Genomic DNA, 24,725 nt, shown 5'->3' with positions numbered 1-24,725 from the left:
GTCGCCCTGGCTGGCGCAGGCCTGGAGCCGCTTCATGGCGGTGCCGACCGGCGTCGCCTGGGCCGCGGCCGCGGTGCTGCTGGCCCTGGTCGTCGCGCAATCCTTTGTCCAGACCGGCAGCAGAGGTGGCGACTTCAAGATTGCCGGATCGGCAGACGATCTGGCCAAAATGCCGTTTGCACTGGTGAAGTTCAAACCGGATGCGAAGCTGTCCGATATCGTCGCTTTTCTCGACCAGAACCAGTTGAAGATCGCCGGCGGGCCGACCGCCGACGGTGTCTTCCGCCTCGGCGTTCCGGCCAAGACCGCCGCCGACTATCAGAAGCTGCTTGGCCTTATTGCCGCCCAGCCTTTCACCGAAGCTGCCCTGGAGGGAAGGAAACCGGCTGATGGCGGCTAAGGCGGTCATTCGATTGACGGCGGCGATGACAATCTTCGCCACGTCCGCGATGGCGCAGACCAACGACCCGAACCTCACCCAGGCGGAGATCGACTGCCTGAACCGGGCAAGTGCCGCCGGCACCGACTGCGCCAAGGACGGCGACGACGGGAAGGATAGCGGCGGCAAAACGCCGGCTAAGGCTTCAACGGTGAGTGCCGTGTTTCTTCCCGCGCTGATCGTCGACTTGTTCCCCAATCCTACCCTAGTCACCGAGGCGCCGATACCTCCCGGCAATACCGCGGCCCCGCCGACCGCTCCGCCTTCGGGCCTGCCGGCAATACCGGCGGCCGCGCCGGGCGGTCCGATCGTAGCACCCACCGATCTTGTCGCAACCGAGCCGCCGCGCGCCGTGATCGGCGATTTCGTGCCCGACGAGGTGCTGGTCACGGTCAATGGCGATGCCGGCGCGGTCCAGCAGATCGCCGCCTCGTTCGGCCTCGAAATACGCTCGCAGCGGCAGTCGCGGCTGCTCGGCAACACGCTGGTGCGCTTCGGCATTCCCGATGGCCGCCCAGTCGGCGTCGTGCTGGCGCAGCTTGCCGCCGACGGCCGCACTTTGCGGCGTGAGGCCAACCACGTCTATTCGCTGCAGCAGGCGGCCAGCATCGTCAATTATGCGTTCGAGCGCATCGCGCTCGACGCCAAGGAAGCCAGCGGCGAGAATGTCCGCGTCGGCGTCATCGACACCGGCATCGACGACAGCAATCCCGCGCTCTCCGGTGTCATCGCCGAGCAGTTCGATGCCATGCCCGACGTGCCGATCAAGGCACGCGACCACGGTACTTCGGTCGATGGACTGATCGCCGGCACCGGCGCGTTCAAAGGCATGGCGCCGGGCGCCAGGATCTATCACGCCCGCGCCTTCGAGGGCGGCAAGTCGACCATGGACGTCATCCTTTCGGCGCTCGACTGGGCGGCGGAGCAGGATGTCCGTATCATCAATATGAGCTTCGTCGGCCCGAAGAACGACCTGCTCGGCATCGCCTGCCGCAATGCGCGCGCGCTCGGCATCGTGCTGGTCGCCGCCGCCGGCAATAACGGGCCGAAGGCGCCCTATGGTTATCCGGCCGCCTTCGACGGCGTGATCGCGGTGACGGCCACCGATGCCAAGGACGGGCTGATGCCGCAGGCCAATCGCGGCGCCTACGTCTTCATCTCCGCTCCCGGCGTCGAGATGGTGGCGCCAAGCGGCGCCGGCTCGGATGTGGTGACCGGGACGTCCTTTGCAGCGGCGATCGTGACCGGCGCGGTCGCCAACCTGTTGCATGCCGCGCCCGACCGTTCGGCCGACTGGGTCGAGAAAGCACTGGCCGCCACGGCAAAGGATCTCGGCCCCAAGGGGCGGGACAATGATTTCGGCTTTGGGCTGCTGGACACCAAGGCGGCCGAGGCGGCCAAGGACTAAGTCTCGTGTTTGAACCGAGCCGTCTCATAACGCTGTCGCGAAACTTGTCTCACGCCGTGCTATAATGACCAAGCCAACCTGCACTACGCCGCCGTAGGGAAAATGCTTCACCGCTGCGGGCGCACAGAATGTAGACCTGTGGTCGCCAGTCCGGATCAGAAATAAAAACGACAGGGAGGATGACGTGTCCCTCGACGCCAGTGGCTTCGATCAAGCAGTTGAAGAATACCACCTGGCTCTGGATGAGTTCATGAAAGGAAACCCCGCGCCAGCGAAGAAGCTCTTTTCCCAACGAGACGATGTAACACTGGGCAATCCCTTTGGCCCTTTCGCTCATGGATGGAAGCAGGTCGTTGAGACGATGGAGCAGGCGGCATCGAACTACAGGGACGGCGACGCTAGCGGCTTCGAGAACATAGCGAAGTGTGTGACGTCTGAGCTGGCATACATCGTCGAAGTGGAGCGGCTCAGGTCCAAGGTTGGCGGTCGGAGCGATGTCACGCCTCTTGCGTTACGCGCGACGAGCGTCTTTCGCCCAGAAGATGGTCTGTGGAAGATTGTGCATCGTCATGCCGATCCGATAACGACGGCTCAGCCGGCCGATTCGGTACTCCGATAGCGGTTGTGGTATTGGGGAAGCGATCGATCTCCTTTGCTGCTGCAGCGCGGCTATTCTTCAGTCCGTTTTCTGCTAAGGGTTGGCCAGCGTCATCGGGCTCGCAGGGTCGGACGGCCGCTCTGGGTCGAACTCGGTCGCCGGGAGTGATCGAGTTTTGACCTTTACATCGGCGCGCCGGCCCTGGATGCCCTGACCACTGGTCGAACGGCCAGACCTCGCCGCGCGCGGCCTGCTCCGGCCGGAGATTCGCGACGCCAGCCGTTCGGCAATGCGCGCCGGCCAGGCGGATCGACTACGATGGCTTAAGTCGCGTTTTGCCGAGGACGCGCCAGAAAATAGAATGCGGCGATGTGCGTTATCATCAGCAGCGGTACGTAGATGATCGGGATCGCGTAGGTTGCGCCCAGTTCCCCCGCGCGTGCAGGAAGGCCGATCTGAATGGCGTGGTAATAGTCGACGATGAGGTCGACCGTCCCTACGACGTTGAAGGCGACGACCAACGGCCAGAAGAGCGGGCGTATCCTCACTGGGAGCAGCGCCAGCATGGCCAGCACGCCAGTCGCGAAATCGCCGTAGGCGGCAAACACGGCGAAATCGGCGGGCAGATTGGGGCTTACGACGCCCGGAACGATGAAGACGAGCCCGAAGAAGCGGAAGCTGTGCAGCGTAGCGATAGCACGTTGCGCTGCGACCCGGTCCATCGACCTGAGCCACGGCAAACCGTATGCGCCGAAGCAAAGCAGCCATGCGACATAGCCGAGAACAAGATGGGTTTGGAACACTATTTCCGTGGACATTTGGCCTTCTCTCAACAGTTGATTCACGCGGCTTTAAGCCCGCTACCGCAATTCGACTATCCGGTGTAATCACAACAACCTATGAAGCAGAACTACACAGTCCGACATGGTGCGCTGGAGGGCGTCGAGGCGTTCCTGGCCGTCGCCAGGCGCCGCAACTTCCGCCGTGCTGCCGCCGATCTCGGCGTGACGCCGTCCGCTGTGAGCCAAGCGGTGCGCGCGCTGGAAGCTCGCCTGGGTACGGCGCTGTTCGTCCGCACGACGCGGAGCGTCGGTTTAACCGAGCCTGGCCAGCGGTTCCTCGACCGTGCCGGCCCTGCATTCGAAGAGCTCGTCGCGGCCGGCGAGGCTGCCCGCGATATCGGCCAACGGCCGACCGGTCTGCTGCGTCTGTCTGTGCCCCGCGCCATCGTGCCATTGATGTTGGAGCCGGTGCTCGCGTCGTTCTGCCAAGCCTATCCTGAGATCGAACTGGAGATCGCCGTGAGCGACCAGATGGTTGATCTGGCGACCGGCGGGTTCGATGCCGGCATCCGCCTCGGCCAGTTCATCGCCGCCGACATGGTCGCGGTGCGGCTGACTCCGCCGTTCTCGTTCGTGGTCGTCGGCAGCCCTGATTATCTCGAGCGCCACGGCCGTCCCGAGCGTGTCGAGGACTTGCGCCGCCACGCCTGCTTACGCTTGCGCCGCTCGAATGGCGCGATCGCGCCCTGGTCCTTCGTCGACGGCAATGGCGCGATCGAAGCGATCGTCTCAGGCCCGCTGATCGCGCACGACTATTCGACATTGGTCGGGGCTGCGACGCGGGGCGTTGGGCTGGCGCAGACACCACGACCACTCGCCGAAGGTCTGATAGAAGAAGGAAAACTCAAGTCGGTGCTGGACAGCATCGCCACGACGACGCCGGGTGTCTTCCTCTATCATCCAGGCAAGCGCCAAGTCCTGCCGAAGCTGCGCGCCTTCATCGATCACCTCAAATCTGCGGCCTGAGATCAGGACGCACTCGCTGGTGCTGGCCAACAGCCGCCAAGAGTCGACCTCGGCCGTTCAGAGTGATTGCCTCTAGGCCGGTGCGCCGGCGACCGATCCCCTGACCACCAGGTCGACCGGCCAGACCTCGCCGCGAGCCCCCTCCTCCAGGCCGGAAATCCGCGCCGCCAGCCGTTCGGCGATGCGCGCGCCGGCCAGGCGGATCGACGAACGCGTCGTCGACAGCGGCACCGAAAAATTCTCCGGCTTCAGCCAGGGAAAGACGTCGTCATGGGCGATCAGCGACAGGTCGCCCGGAATGGTCAGGCCGAGATCGCGCACCGCGCGCACCACGCCGAGCGCCATGATCAGGCTGGAGCAGGCGATCGCCGTCGGCGCGTCGCTTTGTTCCAGCAAGCGCCGGGCAGCGCGGTAGCCATTCTCCTCGGTCATGGTGAGGGAACAGACATGCTGATCACCAAGCACCAGGCCGCTTGCCGCTAGCGCGCGCCGAACGCCGCGCTCGCGGTGGATGGCGAAGGTCTCGCGATCGTCGCCATTGATCAGCGCCAGACGCCTGTGACCGAGCTGGACGAGAAGCCGCGCCGCCTCGTGGAAGGCGCCCTCATTGTCGATGTCGGTGAAGGGATAGTGGAAATCGAAGCCTTCGCTGCGGCCATGGACGATGAAAGGAATGCCGAGCGTATTGACCAGCGCCACCCGGCGGTCGGCCGGCCTCGGCGACGAGATATAGACCGCGTCGACCTGCCGGTTGGCGACAATACGGCGGTAGGTCGTCTCCTGGTCGTCGGCATCGGCCGGTGACAGCACCAGGTCGAGCTCGTGCGAACGCGCATAGTCGCCGAGGCCGGACAGGAACTCGACGAAATGCGGGTCGATGTCGACGGTCGTCCCCGTCGGCAGCACATAGCCGATCATGCCGGTCTTGCCGGTCGCCAGCCGGCGCGCGCTCGGATTGGGGCGATAGCCGTGACGCTTGGCGGCATCGACCACCCGCCGGCGCGTTTCCTCGTTGACTTCCGGGTAGCCGTTCAATGCGCGGCTGACCGTGGTCTGCGAAAGCGCCAGCATGTGGGAGAGCTGCTTGAGGTTCACCGGAGGCCTCCAAAACCTCAAAGCGCTTTTAATCTGAATCGAGCTGGCCGCTACGAACCGCCTTGCCGAGCGCAATGACCATACGCACGGTTCAGACCGGTTTGAAGCCGAATTTGCTGCTGCACCGCCAGAAAACTGTGCTGCAGCGCACTTTCGCTGGCACTCGGCCGCAGAAATCAAATCGATTAGCGTGGCTTTCTCTTGACTCCGGATCAATTCAGTGGCGTGATCAAAATCACCAAAGCGCTTTGGAAGACTCTACGAAAGGTTGCAGTTCCTTTCCGACTGAGTCACAGTCCTGCAGCGCCGCCGGACGGAATGGAGGTTTCGTTCGGTGTTTGTCACCACTGGGAGGGAATACCGATGAAGAAAATGCTTCTGCTGGGCGCTGCGTTTGCCACGCTCGCCCTGGCCATGCCGGCGCAAGCCGAACTGAAGTTCAAGCCGGGCGAAGATCCCCGTTTCAACTGGGCCAACTACGAGGAGCTCAAGAAGGTCGACCTCAAGGGCGAGACGCTGACGATCTTCGGACCGTGGCGCGGCGAGGACGAAGGGCTTGTCCGCACCGTTCTCGATTATTTCTCCGAAGCCACCGGCGCCGAGATCAAGTACTCCTCGTCGGAGAATTACGAGCAGCAGATCGTCATCGACACGCAGGCCGGCAGCCCGCCCAACATCGCCGTGCTGCCGCAGCCGGGTCTGATCCAGGATCTGGCATCGAAGGGGCTTTTGACGCCGCTCGGCGACGACACCGCCACCTGGGTCAAGGACAATTACGGCGCCGGCCAATCCTGGGTCGACCTCGGCACCTTCAAGGACAAGGACGGCAAGCCCGGTTTCTTCGCGTTCCCCTACAAGGCCGACGTGAAATCGCTAGTCTGGTACTCGCCGGATAATTTCGAGGAAGCCGGCTACAAGGTGCCGAAGACGCAGGAAGAGCTTGCCGAGCTCGAAAAGAAGATCATCGCCGACGGCGGCACGCCATGGTGCATCGGGCTTGGTTCGGGCGGCGCCACCGGCTGGCCTGCGACCGACTGGGTCGAAGACATCATGCTGCGCACCCAGACGCCCGAGACCTACGACAAATGGGTGAAGAACGAAATTCCGTTCAACGATCCGGCCGTGGTCAACGCCATCGACATTTTCGGCAAGATCGCGACCGACGACAAAATGGTCGAGGGCGGTGCAAAGGCGGTTGCGGCGACCGATTTCCGCGACAGCCCGAAGGGCCTCTTCTCGGTGCCGCCAAAATGCTATCTGCACCACCAGGCATCATTCATCGCGACCTTCTTCCCGCAAGGCACCAAGATCGGCGAGGATGCCGACTTCTTCTATTACCCGCCCTACGCCTCCAAGCCCGATCTCGGCACTCCGGTGCTGGGCGCCGGCACGCTCGCCATGATCACCAAGGATAGCAAGAGTGCCCGCGCGTTCATCGAATTCCTGAAGCTGCCGCTCGCTCATGAGATCTGGATGGCGCAGGGTGGCTTCGTGACGCCGTTCAAGTCGGTCAACAAGGACGCCTATGCCAGCGACGCGCTGAAGAAGCAGGGCGAAATCCTGGCCAACGCCTCGACCTTCCGCTTCGATGGGTCCGACCTGATGCCGGGCAAGATCGGCGCCGGCGCCTTCTGGACCGGCATGATCGACCTGGTCGGCGGCAAGTCCGCCCAGGACGTCGCCACCGATATCCAGAAAAGCTGGGACGCGATCAAGTAAGCGGCCGGCTTGCGTTCCCAATGTGATGCGGTCCGGGCCTCAAACGGCCCGGACCTTATCCGGTGCTTGGCGTCGCGTCGATTGTCGTGAGCACAACGCATTCCGGCATGATGCGCGCCCAGTGACCTGCTTTTCGGCTGGTCGCGCTCCAGACAACTGAATCGGCGCATGATCCCGTCGCCAAAGCCATTCTCGACTGGCGGATCCGTGCGCAGGGGGAGGGACCCATGGCGGCTCAGATTTTTTCGGCGATATTCGTCATCATCATCGGCGTGGGCGGCTGCGTCGCCTATTTCTGGGGCGCCAACAAGGCACTCGATACGATCTTTCCGGCACGCGGCGTTTCCGGCAAGGCGGCGATTAACAATCTGCGGCGGCAGGGGGTGATCCGGCCGTGGCTGTTCGTCGGGCCGGCGATGATCATCCTCACCATCTACCTGATCTACCCGGTGGTGGAGACGCTGAGGCTGTCGTTCCTCGATCGCGGCGGTGGCCATTTCGTCGGCTTGGCCAACTATCAATGGGCGTTCGGCGACCGCGAGTTCCGCAACTCGATCCTCAACAACATCATCTGGCTGGCAGTGGTGCCGGCCGCCTGCACCTTCCTCGGGCTGATCATCGCCGTGCTCACCGACAAGATCTGGTGGGGCACCATCGCCAAGAGCCTGATCTTCCTGCCGCTGGCCATCTCCTTCGTCGGCGCCAGCGTCATCTGGAAATTCATCTACGAGTACCGCGGCGACGGCCAGACGCAGATCGGCCTGCTCAACGCCATCATCCAGTATTTCGGCGGCCAGCCGCAGGTCTGGATATCGCTGCCGTTCTGGAACAACTTCTTCCTGATGATCATCCTGATCTGGATCCAGACCGGCTTTGCCATGGTCATCCTGTCGTCGGCCTTGCGCGGCATTCCGGAAGAGACGCTGGAAGCCGCCGTCATCGACGGCGCCAATCCTTTCCAGATCTTCTGGAAGATCATGGTGCCGCAGATCTGGGGCACCATCGCCGTCGTCTGGACCACCATCACCATCCTGGTGCTGAAGGTTTTCGACATCGTGCTGACCATGACCAACGGCCAGTGGAACAGCCAGGTGCTGGCCAATCTGATGTTCGACTGGATGTTCCGCGGCGGCGGCGATTTCGGCCGCGGCGCCACCATCGCCATCATCATCATGATCGCGGTCATTCCGATCATGGTCTGGAACATCCGCCAGGCGAACAAAGAGACGGAGGGACATTGAGATGGCCGTGGCGACCGGAAAGTCCTTTGTCAGCCGTTTCGGCGTCCATATCGCCGTCTTCATCTTCGTTGCGATCTGGACGATCCCGACGCTCGGCATCCTGGTCTCGTCGCTGCGCGACAAGGACCAGATCATCGCTTCGGGCTGGTGGAACTCGTTCACCAGTTCCAGCCAGACGGAAGCCGGACGGCTGCCGCCCGCTTCGGCGCAGGTCGAGAAGGACGGCAAGTTCGTCCTGCAAGGCAATATCTTCGGCGACGGTCCTGCCCGCAACATCAGCGCCTTCGGCGTCAAGTCGGCCGCACCGACGCAATATCCCGCCGGCACGACAGCCGATCTCGGCGACGGCGTGACCCTGCAGCTCAATGCCGACGGCAGTTTCGTCATGACCTCGCCGAAGGCTTTCGAAAGCGAACGCGGCCAGCGCGTCTATTACGCCTCGTCGGCGCCGCCGAAATTCACCACCGACAACTACGACACGGTGCTGTTTTCGGAAGGCATCGGCCGCTCCTTCATGAATTCGCTGACCGTCACCATTCCGGCGACCGTGATCCCGATCCTGATCGCCGCGTTCGCCGCCTACGCTTTGGCGTGGATGCGCTTTCCCGGCCGGGCGCTGCTCATCGCCGTCATCATCGGCCTCCTGGTCGTGCCGCTGCAGATGTCGCTGATCCCGCTGTTGAAGCTCTACAACGGCGTCGGCAGTTTCTTCGGCGTGCCGTCGAAAACCTATCTCGGCATCTGGCTGGCACATACCGGCTTCGGCCTGCCCTTCGCCATCTATCTGTTGAGGAGCTATATCGCCGGCCTGCCACGCGAGATCATGGAATCGGCGCGCATCGATGGCGCCAGCGATTTCGAGATCTTCGTCAAGATCGTGCTGCCATTGTCGTTCCCGGTGCTGGCCTCGTTCGCCATCTTCCAGTTTCTCTGGGTGTGGAACGATCTGCTGGTGGCGATGGTTTTCCTCGGTACCGAGGGCGACCAGATCGTGCTGACCGCCAAGCTCAATGCGTTGCTCGGCTCGCGCGGCGGCGACTGGGAGATCCTGACGACATCGGCCTTCGTCACCATCATCGTGCCGCTGATCGTGTTCTTCTCGCTGCAGCGCTATTTCGTCCGCGGGCTGCTTGCCGGCTCGGTGAAAGGAGGTTGAGATCATGCAATCCGCTTTGAAGGCCACCCCGAAGCGCGATCTCGCTATCGATCGCGACTGGTGGCGAGGTGCCGTGATCTACCAGATCTACCCGCGCAGCTATCAGGATTCGAACAGCGACGGCATCGGCGACCTCAGAGGCATCATCGGCCGGCTGCCCTACATCGCCTCGCTCGGTGCCGACGCCATCTGGATCTCGCCATTTTTCAAATCGCCGATGAAGGATTTCGGCTACGACGTGTCGGATTATTGCGACGTCGATCCGATGTTCGGCACGCTGGCCGACTTCGACGCGCTGACCGCAGAGGCGCACCGGCTTGGCCTCAAGGTGATGATCGACGAGGTGCTGTCGCACACCGCAGACATCCATCCATGGTTCAAGGAAAGCCGTTCGAGCCGCAGCAATCCAAAAGCCGACTGGTATGTCTGGGCGGATGCCAAGCCGGACGGCACGCCGCCCAACAACTGGCTGTCGATCTTCGGCGGCTCGGCCTGGCAGTGGGACACCAGCCGCCAGCAATATTATCTGCATAATTTCCTGGCCGAGCAGCCCGACCTCAACTTCCACAGCCGCGCGGTCCAGGACGCGCTGCTCGATGTCACCCGCTTCTGGCTGGAGCGCGGCGTCGATGGCTTTCGCCTCGATACCATCAATTTCTACTTCCACAGCCAAGGCCTGGAAGACAATCCGCCGCTGCCGCCCGAGCAGCGCAACGACCAGACGGCGCCGGCCGTCAACCCCTACAACTACCAGGACCATCTCTACGACAAGAGCCGGCCTGAAAACCTCGGCTTCCTCGAACGCTTCCGCGCCCTGCTCGACGAATATCCGGCGACGGCCGCGGTTGGCGAAGTCGGCGATTCGCAGCGTGGGCTGGAAGTGGTGGCGGCCTATACGGCCGGCGGCAAGCGCGTGCATATGTGCTACTCCTTCGACTTCCTGGCGCCGGAGAAGATCAGCGCGGCAAAGGTGCGCTCGGTGCTGGAAACCTTCGGCAAGGTGGCCAGCGACGGCTGGTCGTGCTGGGCCTTCTCCAACCATGACGTGATGCGCCCTGCCTCGCGCTGGGCAGCCGGCGAGCCCGACCCGACCGCCTACCTCAAGGTCATCTCGGCGCTGCTGATGTCGTTGCGCGGCTCGATCTGCATCTATCAGGGCGAGGAGCTCGGGCTTAGCGAGGCCGAGCTCAGCTTCGAGGATCTGCAGGACCCATACGGCATCCGCTTCTGGCCGGAATTCAAGGGCCGCGATGGCTGCCGCACGCCGATGGTCTGGGACGGCGCTGCCCGCAATGGCGGCTTCTCGACGGCAAAGCCCTGGCTGCCGGTGCCCAGCAAGCATCTTGCGCAAGCGGTCAATGTGCAGCAGGGCGACGACGGCTCGCTGCTCGAGCACTATCGGCGCTTCCTGGCTTTCCGCCGCGCCCATCCGGCGCTGGCCAAGGGCGATATCGAGTTCATCGAAAGCGAGGGCGACACCGTCGCCTTCACGCGCCGCGAAGGCAACGAGCAGATCGTCTGCGCCTTCAATCTCGGAGCAAAGCCGGCCGAGGTCGATCTCGGCGGCCGCTCACTGCAGCCCTTGCCGGGACACGGGTTTTCGGGACAGACTGGCGCCGGCACTATCCGCCTCGGCGGCTACGGCGCCTGGTTCGGGCGTATCGACTGAATTCAAGGAAGAACTGGAGGGTACCATGGCCGATGTCACGCTAAGGCAAGTGAAGAAATCATACGGCAATCTCAACATTCTGCACGGCGTCGACCTCGACATAAAGTCGGGCGAATTCATCGTCTTCGTCGGTCCGTCTGGTTGCGGCAAGTCGACCTTGCTGCGCTGCATCGCCGGGCTGGAGGAGATCACCTCGGGCGAGCTCAAGATAGACGGCGAAATCGTCAACGACGTGCCGCCGTCGAAGCGCGGCATCGCCATGGTGTTCCAGTCCTATGCGCTCTATCCGCACATGACCGTCTACGACAACATGGCGTTCTCGATGAAGATCGGCAAGGAAAGCAAGGCCGAGATCGACAAGCGGGTGCGCCAGGCGGCCGAGATCCTGCAGCTGACCAAATATCTCGACCGTCTGCCCAAGGCGATGTCGGGCGGCCAGCGCCAGCGCGTCGCTATCGGCCGCGCCATCGTGCGCAATCCCAAGGTCTTCCTGTTCGACGAGCCGCTGTCCAACCTCGACGCGGCGCTGCGCGTCGCTACCCGCATCGAGATCGCCAAGCTCAAGGAATCGATGCCGGCCACAACGATGATCTACGTCACCCACGACCAGGTCGAGGCGATGACGCTGGCCGACCGCATCGTGGTTCTGAAGGAAGGCCATATCGAACAGGTCGGCACGCCGATGGAGCTCTACAAGCGGCCCGGCAATCTGTTCGTCGCCCAGTTCATCGGCTCGCCGGCGATGAACATCCTGCCGGCAACGATCGACAAGACCGGCAACCCGACGCTCGTCAGCCATGTCGGCGGCCGCAAGGCAACGGTGCCGATCGCAACGCCTGCCTCGGCGAAAGGCGCTGCGGTGAGCTTCGGGGTGCGGCCGGAGGATCTGATGATTGCCACCGGCGCCGACTATTTGTTCGAAGGGACGGTCGATTATGTCGAGCAGCTCGGCGAGGTCCAACTCGTCTATGTCGACATCGGCCGCGCCGACCTGCCGCTGGTGACCAAGCTGCCGGGCAATGTCGAGGTCAAGCGCGGAGCGACGCTGCGGCTGACGGCGGACGCAGGCGACCTGCATATTTTCGACGCCGACGGGCGCTCTTTCGCGCTCCATGAAGCAGAAGCAAAGGCGGCTTGAAGCAGGCGTTTTTCCGCCATGCAAAGACAAGAGCGGCGGGCATGGCCCGCCGCTCTTGTTTGGAATTCCAGTTCGGCTGTTAGTTGTTGCCGAAGAGGTTGCGGTCGGCGCCCTGAGGCGCGGACTTGGGCACATCGCCAGACGAATTCAGCAGTTTGTAGATCGGCGAATTGCTGTCACGTACCGAAAACGTCTGCGTCTTGTCGACGTTGACGGTCGACTGCTTGTTGATGTCGGTCCCGCCAACATTGTCGTTGCGGGCATAGGCGCTGCCGGCGGCAATCAAGAGAGCGGCGGCAGTAAGAACAATCTTTTTCATTTGGGTACTCCTGGATTTTCGAATCAAGCGGCGGGCTCACCCGCCGCTTTGATGCTGGGATCGGCTATTAGTTGTTGCCGAAGAGGTTGCGGTCGGCGCCCTGGACGACCGGCTGCTTTTCAGCATGGTCCGACGTCTTGACGGAAGCCGTGTACGAGCTATCGACGGAAGGCGCAGGCTGGTTGGCACCGTTGGAACCATAATTGTCGCTAGCGGCGAAAGCGCTGCCGGTGATGGCCAGAACGGCGGCGGCAGCAAGAACGATCTTTTTCATTTTAATACTCCTGAATTTCTCGGGTCCCGGGCGGCGGATAATGCCCGCCGCCCTGATGCTGGGATCGGCTGTTAGTTGTTGCCGAAGAGGTTACGGTCGGCGCCCTGGACAGGCTGCTCGTCAGCATGAGCCGGCTTCTGAATGGAAGCCGTGTACGAGCTGTCGACCGAAGCGGCAGGCTGGTTCGCACCCTTGGAACCAAAGTTGTCGCTGCCAGCGAAGGCGCTGCCGGTGATGGCCAAAACGGCGACGGCGGCAAGAGCGATCTTTTTCATTTTAGTACTCCAGTATCTCAGTTTTTCCGTCCGGCGAGCGGCGTGTCTTGGGAGGAATTCGCGTCGTTCGGACAGCCCCGATGTGGGAAAGGCAATGGCCAGTTTCCAATCACGAAGTTGTTTGGTGTGGACCAAGAATCTACACCTTGAAATTGTGCCAGAGATTCCCTCCGCCACAATTTTATTGCTAAATATCAAGTAGATAGCCCATAGCATCGGTCTGGCTGCAAGGTGGCTTGGAGAGGCAGCGTTCACAGCGTCCTGCACGCATTGTCAACAGAAACGAACCGTTCGGTTCGATTTTTTAAACCGATAAAAGTAGCAGCAGCGGTTGTTTGTCGAATCGTTAACCATTTCAGCCAAACGCGACCTTGCCGTTCTACCTGTTTTCGGCCCGTTTATGCCGGGCAGCGAAGACTGCAACGGAGCAAGCAGAACCGGATCAGACCCCGTAGCGTTCGGTGCGGATGAGTGCCGCCGGGACGCCGGCATCGATCAGTGCCTCGGCGGCGGCCGTCACGAATGCGTTCGAGCCGCAGACGAAGGCCAGCTTCGGCGGCGCGGGCAGCCTCGTCATGGCTTGCACCATCATCGCGGCGTCGATCCGCCGCGCATAATCCGCCGGACGGCGGGCCGGCTCGCGCGTCAGCGTCAGCACCAGGTCGAAGCCATCCCGGCGCTCGGCGAGGTCGATCAACTCGTCGCGAAAGATCACCTCGTCCCAGACCCGCGCGGAAAATACCAAGGCGGCGGCGACCAGCGACCCCCGCATCGCCCGGTGACGGACCATCGACATCAGCGGCACCACGCCCGACCCGCCGCCGACGAGCAGGAGCGGTCCGCCATCGCTGTCGGACCAGACGAAATGGCCGCCGAGCGGCCCGCGCAATTCGACGTCGTCGCCCACCGCCGCGATCTCGTGAAAGAACGGCGAGACCTCGCCGTCCTCGAGTTTTTCAATCGCCAGCTCGATGGTCTCGCCGGTCTCCGGTGCCGAGGCGATGGAATAGGAGCGGCGCGCCTGATAGCCGTCAGGCGCTGTCAGCCTGACGTCGACATGCTGTCCGGCACGGTAAGCGAAGGGCCGCGATGGCTGTAGGAAAAAGCTGGTGACGCGCGGCGTGCGCTTTTGGATGCGGGTGATGGTGACTGTCTGCCAGGGCGACTGCGCCGCCGGTGCGTCGCTCATAGATCGTTCGTGTAGCGCTGTTCGCGCCACGGGTCGCCATAGATATGATAGCCTCGCAGCTCCCAGAAACCCGGCTCGTCACGCTCGGTGAACTGCAGCCCGTTCAGCCATTTGGCCGATTTCCAGAAATAGAGATGTGGAACGAGCAGCCGCGCCGGCCCGCCATGATCGGGGGTGATCGGCTTGCCCTCGTAAAGCAGTGCCACCATCGCCTTGCCGCCGGTGAGATCCTTCGTCGGCACGTTGGTGGAATAGCCGTCGAAACCCAGCGCCAGCGTGAAGGCGGTGGGCGGCTCGATGCCGGCGTCGGCAAGGATGTCATCGACCAGCACGCCCTGCCACGCGGTGTCGAACTTGGTCCATGCGGTCACGCAATGGATGTCGCGCGTCATCTTGGTCAAGGACAGCGCATTGAACTCGGCCCAGTTCCACTTCTTGATCGGCCGCGGCCCGTGCTTAAGCGTGAACGACCAATGCTCGGTGCGCACATGCGGCGTCGGGCCGGCCGACAGGACCGGGAAACCTTGCTCGAGATACTGCCCCGGCGGGATACGTGCATTCGTATCCGTCGGGGGCTTTCGTCCGGAAGAGAAGCCTCGGGTAACCATCGAGAATATCCATTTGCGCAAGGTCCAATCGACCCTTGTCAGTTTTCTCGAAGACGCGCCCGCGGGCAACCGAAATCTTGGCTCGGCCTGGCGGCAGTGCTCTACGTCGATCTTGGCAGCGCGGCGCGTGCCTCAGCCACTGGCAAAGGGCACGGCGACAAACATCTGGGCGTCGCCGCGCTCGACAAGCAGCAGCACCGATTTCTTGCCGGATTTGGCAGCCTGAGAAATCGCCTGGTTAGCCTGCCTGGCGCTCCTCACCGGATGCTGGTCGACGGCGACGATGATGTCGCCGGGCTGAATGCCGGAAGCCGATGCCGCCTTGTTCGGGTCGACGCGCTCGACCAGTGCGCCGTGCTGGTTGCCTGCCAGGTTCATTGCCTGGCGCACATCCGGGGTGACGTCCATCAGGCCGAGACCGAGCGTCGGTGCGCGAAGGCCCTGCCCCGTCGACGGCTGACCCTGATCGCCGGCCACCGATCCCGTCGCCATATCGTCTTCGTTGCGCCCGATCTCGACGGAGATCTGCAGGCCCTTCCCCTTGCGCCAGACATTGAGCGCTTCCCTCGTGCCGGGCGCAATGTCGGCGACGGCGCGTGACAGGTCCCTTGGATCCTTTATGTCCTGGCCGGCGAAGCTGGTAATGACATCGCCGGTCTCGATGCCGGCCTTGGCGGCCGGCGATCCGTCGCTGACCTGCGCGACCAGCACGCCGGCGGGGTGATCGAGGCCGATGGCGCTCGCCATATCAGGCGTCACCGGCTGGATCTGGACGCCGAGATAGCCGTACTGGATGGAGCCGCCCTTCATCAGCTTGGCGACGACCTTTTGCGCCTGGTCCGAGGGGATGGCGAAGCCGACGCCGACGCTGCCGCCATTCGGCGAAAAGATCGCCGTGTTGATGCCGACGACGTTGCCGTTCACATCCGTCAGCGGGCCGCCGGAATTGCCCCGGTTGATCGGTGCGTCGATCTGGATGAAATCGTCAAACGGCCCGCTGTGCAGGTCGCGGCCGCGCGCCGAGACGATGCCGGCCGTGACGGTGGTGCCAAGGCCGAAAGGATTGCCGAAGGCGAGCACCTGATCGCCCGGCATGAGCTTGTCGGAATCGCCCCATTTGACGGTCGGCAAGGGCTTGCCGGCTTTGACCTCGAGCACGGCAAGATCGTTCTTGGCGTCATGGCCGATCAATTTGGCGGGAAGCTCGGTGCCGTCGTCGAGCGTCACCTTGATCGACTGGGCGCCGTCGACGACGTGATTGTTGGTGACGATGGTGCCGTTGGCGCCGACGATGAAGCCTGAGCCGAGGGCCTCGGTGCGCGGCGCCTGTTCCGGCGGCGTCTTGGGGGCGGGCTGTCCCTGGTCATCGAAGAAATGGCGGAAATAATCGTCGAAAGGCGAGGTTCCGCCAAAGGGAGAGCCATCGCTCGTGGTGTCCGGCTGTTGGGCTTTCATGACCGTCGTGATGGTCACCACTGCCGGTTTGTCGGCCGCCACGACCGGAGCGAACGAACCGCTGGGAGCGGTCATGCCGGTGACAGGTGGCGTCACTGTTGCCGCCAGGACATCATTCAGCCTGGGAGCGAGAGGCAGGGCGAAGGGGCTGACGATCAGCGCGGCGCCCAGCAAAGCGGCGACGCGATGTCTGCGAAGGGTCTGGATTGGTGACATGGCCGTTGTCCGGGCGAGAGATTGATCGGGCGCCGCAGCGTTCCGTCACCGGAACGCTCCATCGGCGTGTCGGCCTTGCCTGTCTCGCCTGGCACGGCGGCCGACCGAATCGACAGCCCCGCATCTAGGGCGCCGATCGTGGTTTCCAGATAATATTACGAAGATTTAATTTCCGGCTGGCAGCCGCCTTGCCGGGCTGGCGCCGAAAGCCGAAAACAAAAACCCGCCTTGCGGCGGGTCGTTGGGGCAAATCAGCACCATACCCAAATTACTAGCATAGCTGCCGGCACAAAGCAAGAACAAAATAGCTACCCAAGAAAAATCGCCTCAGGTTGTGCCGCCCCTCACCGCCCCTGCCGAGGCTTCCTATGCCGCTGTCCCGTCCGTTCGCCTGAGATACGCCGAGGCGATCTCGCGCATCCGCCTGCCGTCGAAGCTCGGTCCATGACCGCCATGGCCGATGCGGATCGGCAGATCGAGCAGCCGCTGCATCGTGTGGCGGTAGGCGGCACGATCCGAATCCGGCAGGTCGTCGATCAGCGTGGCGTCGTAGATGGCGTCGCCGGCGAAGAACAGGCCGTCGGCCTCGTCGAACAGCGCGATCGAATCAGGAGAGTGGCCGGGCAGATGCAGGACGCGGAATTGGCGGTCGCCGAGGTCGACCCTATCGCCCTCGTCCAGGGTCCTAGTCAGCGGCGCCGGCGGAATCCTGTAATCGGCGGCTTTCCAGCCCTCCGCCGGCAGCCTGGAGACAGCCCCTTCCAGGTCATGGAACATGTAGGCGTAGGTAATCGCTTCATCCATGCTGCCGAACTGCGCGGCGCTGTGGCGCGGCCCTGCCCGCAACGGAAACTCGTGCAGCGAGCCGACATGATCGAGATGGATATGCGTGGCGACGACGAGCAGCGGCTTGCCGGCCGGCGTGTCGACCTGCGGCGCCAGTGGGCAGATCCCCATGCCGGTGTCGACCAGCAGGTCGACGTCGCGGCCGCGCAAATGCCAGATGTTGGCGCGCACGAATTCATGCACGAAGGGCTCGGTCAGCATGGTCGTCTCTGCGTCGACGATGGTTTTGCTGAACCAGTTGTCCATCAGATCAAGGCCGGCATCAGACGAACGGCCTGCCGACCTTGTATTTTTGCGGGACCAGCCGCTTCAGATAGGCCATCCCCGCATCGGACAGCCGGTTGACATCGGGCAGCATGAAATCATCCGGCATATGGCGCGTCTTGCCGGCGACGTTCTTCAGCGGCACCTTCTTCAGCACGGTTTTCTTGCCGTCATATTGCAGCGCCACCGAACCGCCGCCCTCGTCGGCGACCGTGACCGCGAAGGCGCCGGCGTCGAAGGCCTCCTGCGCGTCCACCGCGCTGATGGCGCCGACATAGCCGCGCGGCATGTAGCCGAGCGCATCGACGCGCGCCCGCTTGCCCGGCAATCCCTCGGCCAGCGCGCGCTCCAAGGCTGCCGGCAGGTCGCTGCCCGACAGCTTGACGTTGCCGTGCTGGTCGCGCTCCAGCCTTTCCGGCGGCACCAGGCTTTCGACCAGTGCCTTGCCGTCGGCGGTGCTGACGCCTTCGGAGACGGCAACGATGCAGCGCTTGTGGCGGTCGAGCGTGGCGCGCACGTCGTCGATGAAACCGGCCGCCGAGAACGGCCGCTCCGGCACGTAGACGAGATGCGGGCCGCTGTCCTGATCGAGCTGCCATGCCGCGGACGCGGCCGTCAGGAAACCGGCGTGCCGCCCCATGACGATGCCGACATAAATGCCCGGCAAAGCGCGGAAATCGAGATCGACCGAAAGAAACGCGCCGGCGACGAACTCGGCCGCCGACATGAAGCCGGGCGTATGGTCGTTCTCCTCGAGATCGTTGTCGATGGTTTTTGGCGCATGCACGAAGGCCATCTTGCCGCCGGCGGCGTCGGTCAGGATCTGCTGCGTGCCCGAGGTGTCGTTGCCGCCGATATAGATGAAGGCGTCGGCACCGGCTTTCTTCAAGCCGTTGAGGACGAGGTCGCAATAGGCGGCATCCGGCTTGTCGCGCGTCGAACCAAGCGCGGCGCTCGGCGTCGCCGCGATCAGCCGCAAACGGTCCTCGGGGATGGCGGAAAGATCGACGTAATTGCCGTCACGAATGCCGCGCACGCCGTGGATGGAACCAAGGACCTTGGCGCCGGGATGCCGCTTGCGGATTTCGAGCGCAGCGCCCACCACCGTTTGGTTGATGACGGCGGTCGGGCCGCCGCCTTGCGCGATCACAAAAGTTCCGGCCATTGTTCACGTCTCCCGGGCGATGAAAATCGCAGGCACATTCGCCTGTCTTGTGGCATCGCGCAACGGCAGAGGCAGTGGGTCAGTTTGAAATCGCGCCACTCTTCGCTTGCAGCGCGATAGGATCCGTTTCGATGAGCCGAAGTGACCTGACCATACTCGCCGTCTGCGCCTTGTATTTGAGAAAGTGCGGCGTGGTCAGGTGGGCCTCATAGGCCGCCCGATCGGCGTAGCATTCGATCACGCGCACCTTTTCAGGCGTGCCTTTTACTGCCACCGCATGAAGGAAAAGCACGCCCGGCTCGACGCGTACAGAAGCCTCAATCTCTTCAGCAAGCAGGGCCCTGTAGCTGCCGATCTGCTTAGGATCGATTTCCAGTTCAGCTATCCTGACAAGCGGCATCAATTGCTTTCTTGCTTCTTGCAAGGGACCACGCATGGTCGGCTTCTCCGCTTCGCTCGCCTCGATCAGCGCAACGATGTCGCGATCTCCCAAAACTTGTCAGTCACACGAGCGGACATGGCTGGGCAAGGCGAAGCGTCGCATGAATTCGCACAAAATTGTAGTACATGGGTGTGCAGTGCTAGCCGGCAGAGTAATCGCTCGAGCCTTGGCCGCCGGTCAGACGACGACCACCGGATTCTTCTTGGAGACGCGGCTGTAGAGATCGATGATGTCCTGGTTGATCAGGCGCACGCAGCCCGACGACATCGCCTGGCCGATGCTCCACCATTCGGGCGAGCCGTGGATGCGATAGCCGGTGTCGCTGCCGTTCTGATAGATGTAGAGGGCGCGCGCGCCGAGCGGATTGTCGAGGCCGCCCGGCTTTCCGCTCTGCCATTTCACCAGCTCCGGCTTGCGGACGATCATCTCGGGCGGTGGGGTCCAGACCGGCCATTCCTTGCCGTACTGGATGTTGGCGCGGCCGGACCAGCGGAACCCGTCCTTGCCGATGCCGACGCCGTAACGGATCGCTTCGCCGCCGGGCTGCACCAGATAGAGCAGCCGCTCTTGCGAATGCACGACGATCGTGCCGGGTTGCTCGCCGGTCGGATCGACGACAATCTGGCGGCGGAATTCCGGCTTGACCTTGAGATAGGGCACTTCCGGCACATTGAAGCCACCGTCGGTGAGCGAAGCGTACATCACGTCGGGGCTGGTGATGTTCTTGTCGACGCTGATACTCGGGCGGATGGGCCGGATCGAGCCGGTGGTGACGTCGTCGAGCTGGAGCGACGGCAGATCCAGCGTCTGGCTGCAGCCGGCGACGCCGAGCAGCGCCAGCGCACCGGCGCCGGACAGCACCGTGCGACGGGAAAGCTGTATCTCGGTTTCGATTGCGTCGCCAGTGTGCGGCAGCGACAGACCGTGCGGCAACTCACGCATTTACCCAAACCCCACGCTATCGGCGGGAAACACGGTCCGGCCGAATAGCAGGCATTTTCACCAATCATGGTTGAAAAAGCGTGAAGACCAGCCATCTGCCGTTAACGAGGGGCTTTTTCGATTTTTGCCTCTTTACATCTTCGCGAGGCCAAGGATTTATCCTCTTCTTTGAGCTCAAGGAGAAGAAAATGTCCTTCGAAAACTGGGCCGCCTTCGCCGCCGCCTCGGCAGTCCTTCTGGTCATTCCGGGCCCGACCATCCTGCTGGTGGTGTCCTATGCGCTCGGCCAGGGCTGGCGCACCGCGCTGCCGATGGCAGTCGGCGTGGCGCTCGGCGACTTCACCGCGATGACACTGTCGATGCTGGGCATCGGCGCGCTGCTGGCGGCCTCGGCCACCGTATTCACCGTGCTGAAGGTGATCGGCGCCGGCTACCTGATCTATCTCGGCATAAAGCTGTTTCGCGCCGGCGGCGCGCTCCGGGCCGAACCGCGCACCGATGCGGTGTCATCGGCCAAGATGACGGCGCATGCCTGGCTGGTTACCGCGCTCAATCCGAAAAGCATCACCTTTTTCGTCGCCTTCCTGCCGCAGTTCCTCGACCGGCATGCGGATTTCTGGACACAGATGCTGATCTTCGAGACGACCTTCCTGGCGCTCGCCTTCGCCAACGCCTTCGGTTATGCGCTGATCGCCGCAAGGGCGCGCAACGTCGTGCGCAATCCAAAGGCGATCCGCATCTTCAACCGCACCGGCGGCACGCTGCTGGTCGGCGCCGGCATCGCGACAGTGGCGATGCGATCGGGCAACTGAGGACAAGCCATGGCGGTCAGGGACGCATTTGGCCTAGCGCTATCTGGCGCGACGGAGGCCGGGTTCTCGTCCTACAGCCGGGCTGTGCGCGAATTGCAGTGCTTCATCGGCGATCCTGTCGGTTCCGTTGACCGGGCAATCGCCGAAAATCCCGGCTTCGTCATGGCGCATGTGTTCAAGGGTTATCTGTTTGGCCTCGCCACCGAGCGAGAGGCGACGGCGGTGGCCAAGGCATGTCACGAGGCAGCGCTGCCGCTTGCCGCGACGACGCGCGAGCAGGCGCATGTCGCCGCCCTTGGCCACCTTGCGGAGGGACGCTGGCACGAGGCCGCCCGCGTGCTGGAGGATATCGCCATCGAGTTCCCGCTCGATGCGCTGGCGCTGCAGACCGGCCACCAGATCGACTTCTTCACCGGCAACGCCCGCATGCTGCGCGACCGCATCGGCCGCGCGCTGCCGTCCTGGCAGAGCGGCATGCCGGGCTACCACGCCATACTCGGCATGCAGGCCTTTGGGCTGGAGGAAATGGGCGACTACGCGCGCGCCGAAAAACTTGGCCGCACGGCGGTCGATATCGAGCCGCGCGACGGCTGGGCCCAGCATGCCGTCGCCCACGTCATGGAGATGCAGAGCCGGCAGAAGGACGGCATTCTGTGGATGCGCGCCAACCCCGAAGCGTGGACGCGGGAAAGCTTTCTGCAGGTGCACAATTGGTGGCATCTGGCGCTGTTCCATTACGATCTCGGCGAGACCGACGAGGTGCTGACGCTCTACGACGGGCCGATCTATGCCGAACGCTCGACGCTGGCGCTCAACATGGTCGATGCCTCGGCGATCCTGTGGCGGCTGCATCTCGGCGGCGTCGATGTCGGCGACCGCTGGACGGCGCTGGCCGCCAACTGGTTGCCCAAGGCCAGCGCCGGCAACTATGCCTTCAACGACGCCCACGCAATGATGGCGTTTGTCGGCGCCGCCCTCGAAGCGCCGGCCCGCGGCTTGCTCGAGGCGCAGCGCGAGGCGATGCAGGGCAAAGACGACAACGCTGCTTTCACCAGGGATGTCGGCCATCCCTTGACGCTCGCCATCAAGGCATTCGGCGACGGCAATTATGCCGAGACGATACGCCTGATCCGGCCGATCCGGGCAATCGCCCATCGCTTCGGCGGCAGCCACGCCCAACGCGACGTCATCGACCTGACGCTGATCGAAGCGGCATTGCGTTCCGGTGATGGCGCGCTGGCGCGGGCGCTTGCGGCGGAACGCGCGCTGGCACGGCCGGACAGCCCGCTGTCGGCACTGTTTTCACGGCGCGCAACCGCTCTCGCGGCGAATTGACCAAGGCCACATCTTGCCTTAAAAACTGCCCCGGCAAGATTTTTTCGAGTGTCGAAAAAATCTTCACGTGTTGACCGGAGCGCTTGTCCGGCGGCACGATTGCCGGGATATCTTCGCCGCCCGTGTCGCAGGACTGGGCAGGGAAGCAAGAAAGACCGTCGCCGCCAGGCCTGACGGACATGGGAGGAAACATGTATCTCGGCCTCGATCTCGGCACGTCGGGCGTCAAGGCGCTGCTGATCGATGCAGGGCAGAGCATCGTCGGTTCCGGCCATGCGTCGCTCGACGTGTCGCGCCCGCATCCCGGCTGGTCCGAGCAGAACCCGGCCGAGTGGATCGGCGCCTGCGAAGCGGCGATCGCCGAGCTGAAGGGCACGCATGCGAAGGAACTCGCGGCGGTCAAAGGCATCGGCCTTTCCGGCCATATGCATGGCGCCACCCTGCTCGATGCCGCCGACCAGGTGCTGCGCCCCTGCATCCTGTGGAACGACACACGCAGCCACGCCGAGGCGGCCGCACTCGACGCCGACCCGCGCTTTCGCAAGCTGACCGGCAACATCGTCTTTCCCGGCTTCACCGCGCCAAAGCTCGCCTGGGTGAAAAACAACGAACCGGCTGTTTTCGCCAAGGTGGCAAAGGTCCTGCTGCCGAAGGACTTTTTGCGGCTCTGGCTCGCCGGCGAGCATATTTCGGAAATGTCGGATTCGGCTGGCACGTCTTGGCTCGACGTCGGCAAACGAGCCTGGTCCGCCGAACTGCTCGCCGCCACGTCGCTCGACGAAAGGCAGATGCCGTCATTGGTCGAAGGCACGGCAAAGGCCGGTGCCTTGCGCAGCGAACTGGCTGCGAAATGGGGCATGCAGGCGGGCATCCCGATCGCCGGCGGCGCCGGCGACAACGCGGCCTCGGCCTGCGGCATGGGCACGGTCGGTGCCGGCCAGGCTTTCGTCTCGCTCGGCACGTCAGGCGTGCTTTTTGCCGCCAATGCGTCCTATCTGCCCAACCCGGAAAGCGCCGTGCATACATTCTGCCATGCCCTGCCCGGCACCTGGCATCAGATGGGCGTCATCCTGTCGGCAACCGATTCGCTCAACTGGCTATCGGCAATCGCGGGCAAAGGTGCTGGCGAGTTGACCGCCGAACTCGGCGATGCGCTGCAGGCGCCGACCGGTGTCTCCTTCCTGCCCTATCTCTCAGGCGAACGGACGCCGCACAATGATTCCGCCATTCGCGGCGCGTTTACGGGGCTTGCACACGAATCCGGCCGCGCGGCGCTGACCCAGGCCGTGCTCGAAGGCGTCGCTTTCGCTTTCCGCGACAGCCTGGAAGCTCTGGCCAAGGCCGGCACGACGCTGACCCGGGTGACGGCGATCGGCGGCGGCTCGCGTTCGCGCTACTGGTTGAAGGCCATCGCCACCGCGCTTGGCCTGCCCATCGATATTCCCGCCGAGGGCGATTTCGGCGCCGCGTTCGGTGCGGCCCGGCTTGGCCTGATCGCGGCGACCGCTGCCGATCCGCGCGCCGTGTGCACGGCGCCGGCGACGGACGCCACGGTCGAGCCGGTCGCCGCCCTCGGCGACGCCTATGCGCAGGCCTATCAGCGCTACCGCCAGCTTTACCCGGCGATCAGGGCTGTAACCGCGTGAGCTGGCGCTTACCCCCCTCTGGCCTGCCCTCTTTGCCACCATTTGGCATCTCCCCCTCAAGGGGGGAGATCGGCAGCGTCGACGGCTATGCAAGTCTTGCAAGATCGGTGATTGGCGAAGGCGGAAAGGCCAGCCAATCTCCCCCCTTGAGGGGGAGATGCACGGTAGGGCAGAGGGGGGTGCTTGGCCCCCACTTTGCCGAGATTTCCTCACTGTGCCGGCACCTTGTCGAGAAAGCCGGTGACGCTTTTCAGCCGGCCATTTTCGATGACGCCGATATCGGTGCCTTCGATGACGGGCTCGGTGCCGTCCGGCCCAAGGTTCCACGAAAAGCGGATGGCGTCAGCGAATCCGTCCGGCTCGCCTTTCAGCGAGAACCTGAAGCCGGCAAAGCGCTGCTGCACGCCTTCGATCAGCGCGGCGATGCCGTCATGGCCGTCGCCCTGCATGATCGGATCGCGGTAGCCGACATCCTCGGTGAAGGTCGTCTTGAGCAAGGCTTTCCTGCGCGCGGCGTCACTCTCGTTCCAGGCGGCGATGTAGTTTTCGGCAATGGTGTTGAGGTCGGTCATGGTCTGTCTCCTTCGTTGGATGCTCTTGACATGAGCCTTTTCGACCAGCGCCAGCGCGAAACCAATTACGCTTGAGGTAATCAGGCCGAACCAT

The 24,725-nt window shown here is 63.5% G+C and carries 24 protein-coding genes and 1 pseudogene; 12 read left to right on the top strand and 13 right to left on the bottom strand.

Features of this window, described 5'->3' with window-relative positions; genetic code table 11:
* The 3 genes and pseudogenes from X760_RS50435 to X760_RS50425 all read left to right on the top strand — a co-directional run.
* Positions 1-400 (top strand): annotated as a pseudogene (locus X760_RS50435) (anti-sigma factor); the annotation flags it as partial.
* Complete coding sequence (locus X760_RS50430; protein WP_023718346.1) at positions 390-1,847, top strand: S8 family serine peptidase; 1,458 nt, start codon at positions 390-392, stop codon at positions 1,845-1,847. The pseudogene X760_RS50435 and the gene X760_RS50430, both read left to right, overlap by 11 nt.
* Positions 1,848-2,031: 184 nt before the next feature.
* Entirely contained in the window at positions 2,032-2,466 is a 435-nt protein-coding gene (locus X760_RS50425) for a nuclear transport factor 2 family protein (RefSeq protein WP_023718345.1), read from the top strand.
* Positions 2,467-2,768: 302 nt separating this feature from the next.
* On the opposite strand, the gene X760_RS0137525 is transcribed toward X760_RS50425, so the two are convergent.
* The gene (locus X760_RS0137525; RefSeq protein WP_031193770.1) at positions 2,769-3,263 is read right to left on the bottom strand and encodes a hypothetical protein; all 495 of its coding nucleotides are present in this window, start codon (positions 3,261-3,263) and stop codon (positions 2,769-2,771) included.
* Between the two features lie 81 nt (positions 3,264-3,344).
* Here X760_RS0137525 and X760_RS50420 point away from each other — a divergent pair, with 81 nt between their 5' ends.
* Entirely contained in the window at positions 3,345-4,253 is a 909-nt protein-coding gene (locus X760_RS50420) for a LysR family transcriptional regulator (RefSeq protein ID WP_023718344.1), read from the top strand.
* Between the two features lie 72 nt (positions 4,254-4,325).
* On the opposite strand, the gene X760_RS50415 is transcribed toward X760_RS50420, so the two are convergent.
* Complete coding sequence (locus tag X760_RS50415; RefSeq protein ID WP_023718343.1) at positions 4,326-5,348, bottom strand: substrate-binding domain-containing protein; 1,023 nt, start codon at positions 5,346-5,348, stop codon at positions 4,326-4,328.
* Positions 5,349-5,711: 363 nt separating this feature from the next.
* Here X760_RS50415 and X760_RS50410 point away from each other — a divergent pair, with 363 nt between their 5' ends.
* The 5 genes from X760_RS50410 (at position 5,712) to ugpC (ending at position 12,271) form a co-directional block, all read left to right on the top strand.
* Positions 5,712-7,067: an ABC transporter substrate-binding protein gene (locus X760_RS50410; protein WP_023718342.1), complete on the top strand. Its 1,356-nt coding sequence runs from the start codon at positions 5,712-5,714 to the stop codon at positions 7,065-7,067.
* 227 nt (positions 7,068-7,294) lie between these two features.
* On the top strand, positions 7,295-8,308 hold the full coding sequence (locus tag X760_RS50405; RefSeq protein WP_023718341.1) for a sugar ABC transporter permease: 1,014 nt from the start codon (positions 7,295-7,297) through the stop codon (positions 8,306-8,308).
* Position 8,309: 1 nt separating this feature from the next.
* On the top strand, positions 8,310-9,464 hold the full coding sequence (locus tag X760_RS50400; RefSeq protein ID WP_023718340.1) for a carbohydrate ABC transporter permease: 1,155 nt from the start codon (positions 8,310-8,312) through the stop codon (positions 9,462-9,464).
* A gap of 4 nt (positions 9,465-9,468) precedes the next feature.
* Complete coding sequence (locus X760_RS50395; protein WP_031193769.1) at positions 9,469-11,133, top strand: alpha-glucosidase family protein; 1,665 nt, start codon at positions 9,469-9,471, stop codon at positions 11,131-11,133.
* A 25-nt stretch (positions 11,134-11,158) separates the two neighbouring features.
* Positions 11,159-12,271, top strand: coding sequence for a sn-glycerol-3-phosphate ABC transporter ATP-binding protein UgpC (gene ugpC, locus X760_RS50390; protein WP_023718338.1), 1,113 nt, complete (start codon positions 11,159-11,161; stop codon positions 12,269-12,271).
* Positions 12,272-12,350: 79 nt separating this feature from the next.
* Here ugpC and X760_RS50385 read toward each other — a convergent pair whose 3' ends face one another.
* The 10 genes from X760_RS50385 to X760_RS50345 form a co-directional block, all read right to left on the bottom strand.
* Positions 12,351-12,590 (bottom strand): DUF680 domain-containing protein, encoded by a 240-nt coding sequence (locus tag X760_RS50385; protein ID WP_023718337.1) that lies wholly within the window; start codon positions 12,588-12,590, stop codon positions 12,351-12,353.
* Positions 12,591-12,657: 67 nt separating this feature from the next.
* Complete coding sequence (locus X760_RS50380; RefSeq protein ID WP_023718336.1) at positions 12,658-12,864, bottom strand: DUF680 domain-containing protein; 207 nt, start codon at positions 12,862-12,864, stop codon at positions 12,658-12,660.
* Positions 12,865-12,935: 71 nt separating this feature from the next.
* Positions 12,936-13,139 (bottom strand): DUF680 domain-containing protein, encoded by a 204-nt coding sequence (locus tag X760_RS50375; protein WP_023718335.1) that lies wholly within the window; start codon positions 13,137-13,139, stop codon positions 12,936-12,938.
* Between the two features lie 442 nt (positions 13,140-13,581).
* Positions 13,582-14,328, bottom strand: a complete 747-nt coding sequence (locus X760_RS50370) for an FAD-binding oxidoreductase (RefSeq protein ID WP_023718334.1) — start codon at positions 14,326-14,328, stop codon at positions 13,582-13,584.
* Positions 14,325-14,936: a molybdopterin-dependent oxidoreductase gene (locus tag X760_RS50365; RefSeq protein ID WP_023718333.1), complete on the bottom strand. Its 612-nt coding sequence runs from the start codon at positions 14,934-14,936 to the stop codon at positions 14,325-14,327. Before X760_RS50365 ends, X760_RS50370 begins: the two co-directional genes overlap by 4 nt.
* A gap of 132 nt (positions 14,937-15,068) precedes the next feature.
* Positions 15,069-16,607: a DegQ family serine endoprotease gene (locus X760_RS50360; protein WP_023718332.1), complete on the bottom strand. Its 1,539-nt coding sequence runs from the start codon at positions 16,605-16,607 to the stop codon at positions 15,069-15,071.
* Between the two features lie 366 nt (positions 16,608-16,973).
* Complete coding sequence (locus X760_RS50355; protein WP_023718331.1) at positions 16,974-17,699, bottom strand: MBL fold metallo-hydrolase; 726 nt, start codon at positions 17,697-17,699, stop codon at positions 16,974-16,976.
* 16 nt (positions 17,700-17,715) lie between these two features.
* Entirely contained in the window at positions 17,716-18,882 is a 1,167-nt protein-coding gene (locus X760_RS50350; RefSeq protein WP_023718330.1) for a diphosphate--fructose-6-phosphate 1-phosphotransferase, read from the bottom strand.
* A gap of 79 nt (positions 18,883-18,961) precedes the next feature.
* Entirely contained in the window at positions 18,962-19,282 is a 321-nt protein-coding gene (locus tag X760_RS0137520; RefSeq protein ID WP_031193766.1) for a putative quinol monooxygenase, read from the bottom strand.
* Between the two features lie 219 nt (positions 19,283-19,501).
* Positions 19,502-20,266: a L,D-transpeptidase gene (locus X760_RS50345; RefSeq protein WP_023718328.1), complete on the bottom strand. Its 765-nt coding sequence runs from the start codon at positions 20,264-20,266 to the stop codon at positions 19,502-19,504.
* Between the two features lie 188 nt (positions 20,267-20,454).
* On the opposite strand from X760_RS50345, the gene X760_RS50340 reads away from it, so the two are divergent.
* The 3 genes from X760_RS50340 (at position 20,455) to xylB (ending at position 24,059) form a co-directional block, all read left to right on the top strand.
* Positions 20,455-21,078 (top strand): LysE family translocator, encoded by a 624-nt coding sequence (locus X760_RS50340; RefSeq protein ID WP_023718327.1) that lies wholly within the window; start codon positions 20,455-20,457, stop codon positions 21,076-21,078.
* A 9-nt stretch (positions 21,079-21,087) separates the two neighbouring features.
* The gene (locus X760_RS50335; protein ID WP_023718326.1) at positions 21,088-22,413 is read left to right on the top strand and encodes a tetratricopeptide repeat protein; all 1,326 of its coding nucleotides are present in this window, start codon (positions 21,088-21,090) and stop codon (positions 22,411-22,413) included.
* A gap of 191 nt (positions 22,414-22,604) precedes the next feature.
* Positions 22,605-24,059 (top strand): xylulokinase, encoded by a 1,455-nt coding sequence (xylB, locus tag X760_RS50330; protein WP_023718325.1) that lies wholly within the window; start codon positions 22,605-22,607, stop codon positions 24,057-24,059.
* Between the two features lie 209 nt (positions 24,060-24,268).
* On the opposite strand, the gene X760_RS50325 is transcribed toward xylB, so the two are convergent.
* Positions 24,269-24,631, bottom strand: a complete 363-nt coding sequence (locus tag X760_RS50325; protein WP_023718324.1) for a nuclear transport factor 2 family protein — start codon at positions 24,629-24,631, stop codon at positions 24,269-24,271.
* Between the last annotated feature and the right edge of the window lie 94 nt (positions 24,632-24,725).

The organism is Mesorhizobium sp. LSHC420B00 (genome assembly GCF_000503055.1).
In the GTDB taxonomy this organism is placed as follows: domain Bacteria; phylum Pseudomonadota; class Alphaproteobacteria; order Rhizobiales; family Rhizobiaceae; genus Mesorhizobium.
The sequence above is the reverse complement of the archived record's forward strand: the minus strand, read 5'-3'. Positions and strand labels throughout refer to the sequence as shown.